This window comes from Streptomyces sp. NPDC056734 (assembly GCF_042790455.1).
Lineage (GTDB): Bacteria > Actinomycetota > Actinomycetes > Streptomycetales > Streptomycetaceae > Streptomyces.
The window spans coordinates 1-1,310 of sequence record NZ_JBHTZD010000061.1 but is presented as its reverse complement, the minus strand read 5'-3'; the positions used below and the strand labels follow the sequence as shown (position 1 = coordinate 1,310).

Below are 1,310 nucleotides of genomic sequence, written 5' to 3'. Positions count from 1 at the left end.
AGTAGCATGCTCAAGACCCGAAGCGGAGTGATCTAGCCATGGGCAGGTTGAAGCGGAGGTAAGACTTCGTGGAGGACCGAACCCACCAGGGTTGAAAACCTGGGGGATGACCTGTGGTTAGGGGTGAAAGGCCAATCAAACTCCGTGATAGCTGGTTCTCCCCGAAATGCATTTAGGTGCAGCGTCGTGTGTTTCTTGCCGGAGGTAGAGCACTGGATAGGCGATGGGCCCTACCGGGTTACTGACCTTAGCCAAACTCCGAATGCCGGTAAGTGAGAGCGCGGCAGTGAGACTGTGGGGGATAAGCTCCATGGTCGAGAGGGAAACAGCCCAGAGCATCGACTAAGGCCCCTAAGCGTACGCTAAGTGGGAAAGGATGTGGAGTCGCAGAGACAACCAGGAGGTTGGCTTAGAAGCAGCCACCCTTGAAAGAGTGCGTAATAGCTCACTGGTCTAGTGATTCCGCGCCGACAATGTAGCGGGGCTCAAGCGTACCGCCGAAGTCGTGTCATTGCAGCATGAGCCCCAACGGGCGCTGTGATGGGTAGGGGAGCGTCGTCTGCCGGGTGAAGCAGCCGCGTAAGCGAGTTGTGGACGGTTGACGAGTGAGAATGCAGGCATGAGTAGCGATTCACACGTGGGAAACGTGTGCGCCGATTGACTAAGGGTTCCTGGGTCAAGCTGATCTGCCCAGGGTAAGTCGGGACCTAAGGCGAGGCCGACAGGCGTAGTCGATGGATAACCGGTTGATATTCCGGTACCCGCTGTAGAGCGTTCAACATCGAGTCCAGTGATGCTAAGCCCGTGAAGCCGCCCCTGATCTCTTCGGAGTGAGGGGGAGTGGTGGAGCCGGTGGCCCGAGCTGGTAGTAGGTGAGTGATGGGGTGACGCAGGAAGGTAGTCCATCCCGGGCGGTGGTTGTCCCGGGGTAAGGGTGTAGCCCGGTGTGCAGGTAAATCCGCACACCATGCAGGGTGAGACCTGATGCCGAGCCGATTGTGGTGAAGTGGATGATCCTATGCTGTCGAGAAAAGCCTCTAGCGAGTTTTATGGCGGCCCGTACCCTAAACCGACTCAGGTGGTCTGGTAGAGAATACCGAGGCGTTCGGGTGAACTATGGTTAAGGAACTCGGCAAAATGCCCCCGTAACTTCGGGAGAAGGGGGGCCACGTCCGGTGAGCCGTCTTGCACGGTGAGCTGGGGGTGGCCGCAGAGACCAGCGAGAAGCGACTGTTTACTAAAAACACAGGTCCGTGCGAAGCCGTAAGGCGATGTATACGGACTGACGCCTGCCCGGTGCTGGAACGTTA

The 1,310-nt window shown here is 57.9% G+C and carries 1 rRNA gene; it reads left to right on the top strand.

Annotation, left to right across the window (positions count from 1 at the left end):
- Positions 1-1,310 (top strand): 23S ribosomal RNA (locus ACFRFC_RS38220); the annotation flags it as partial.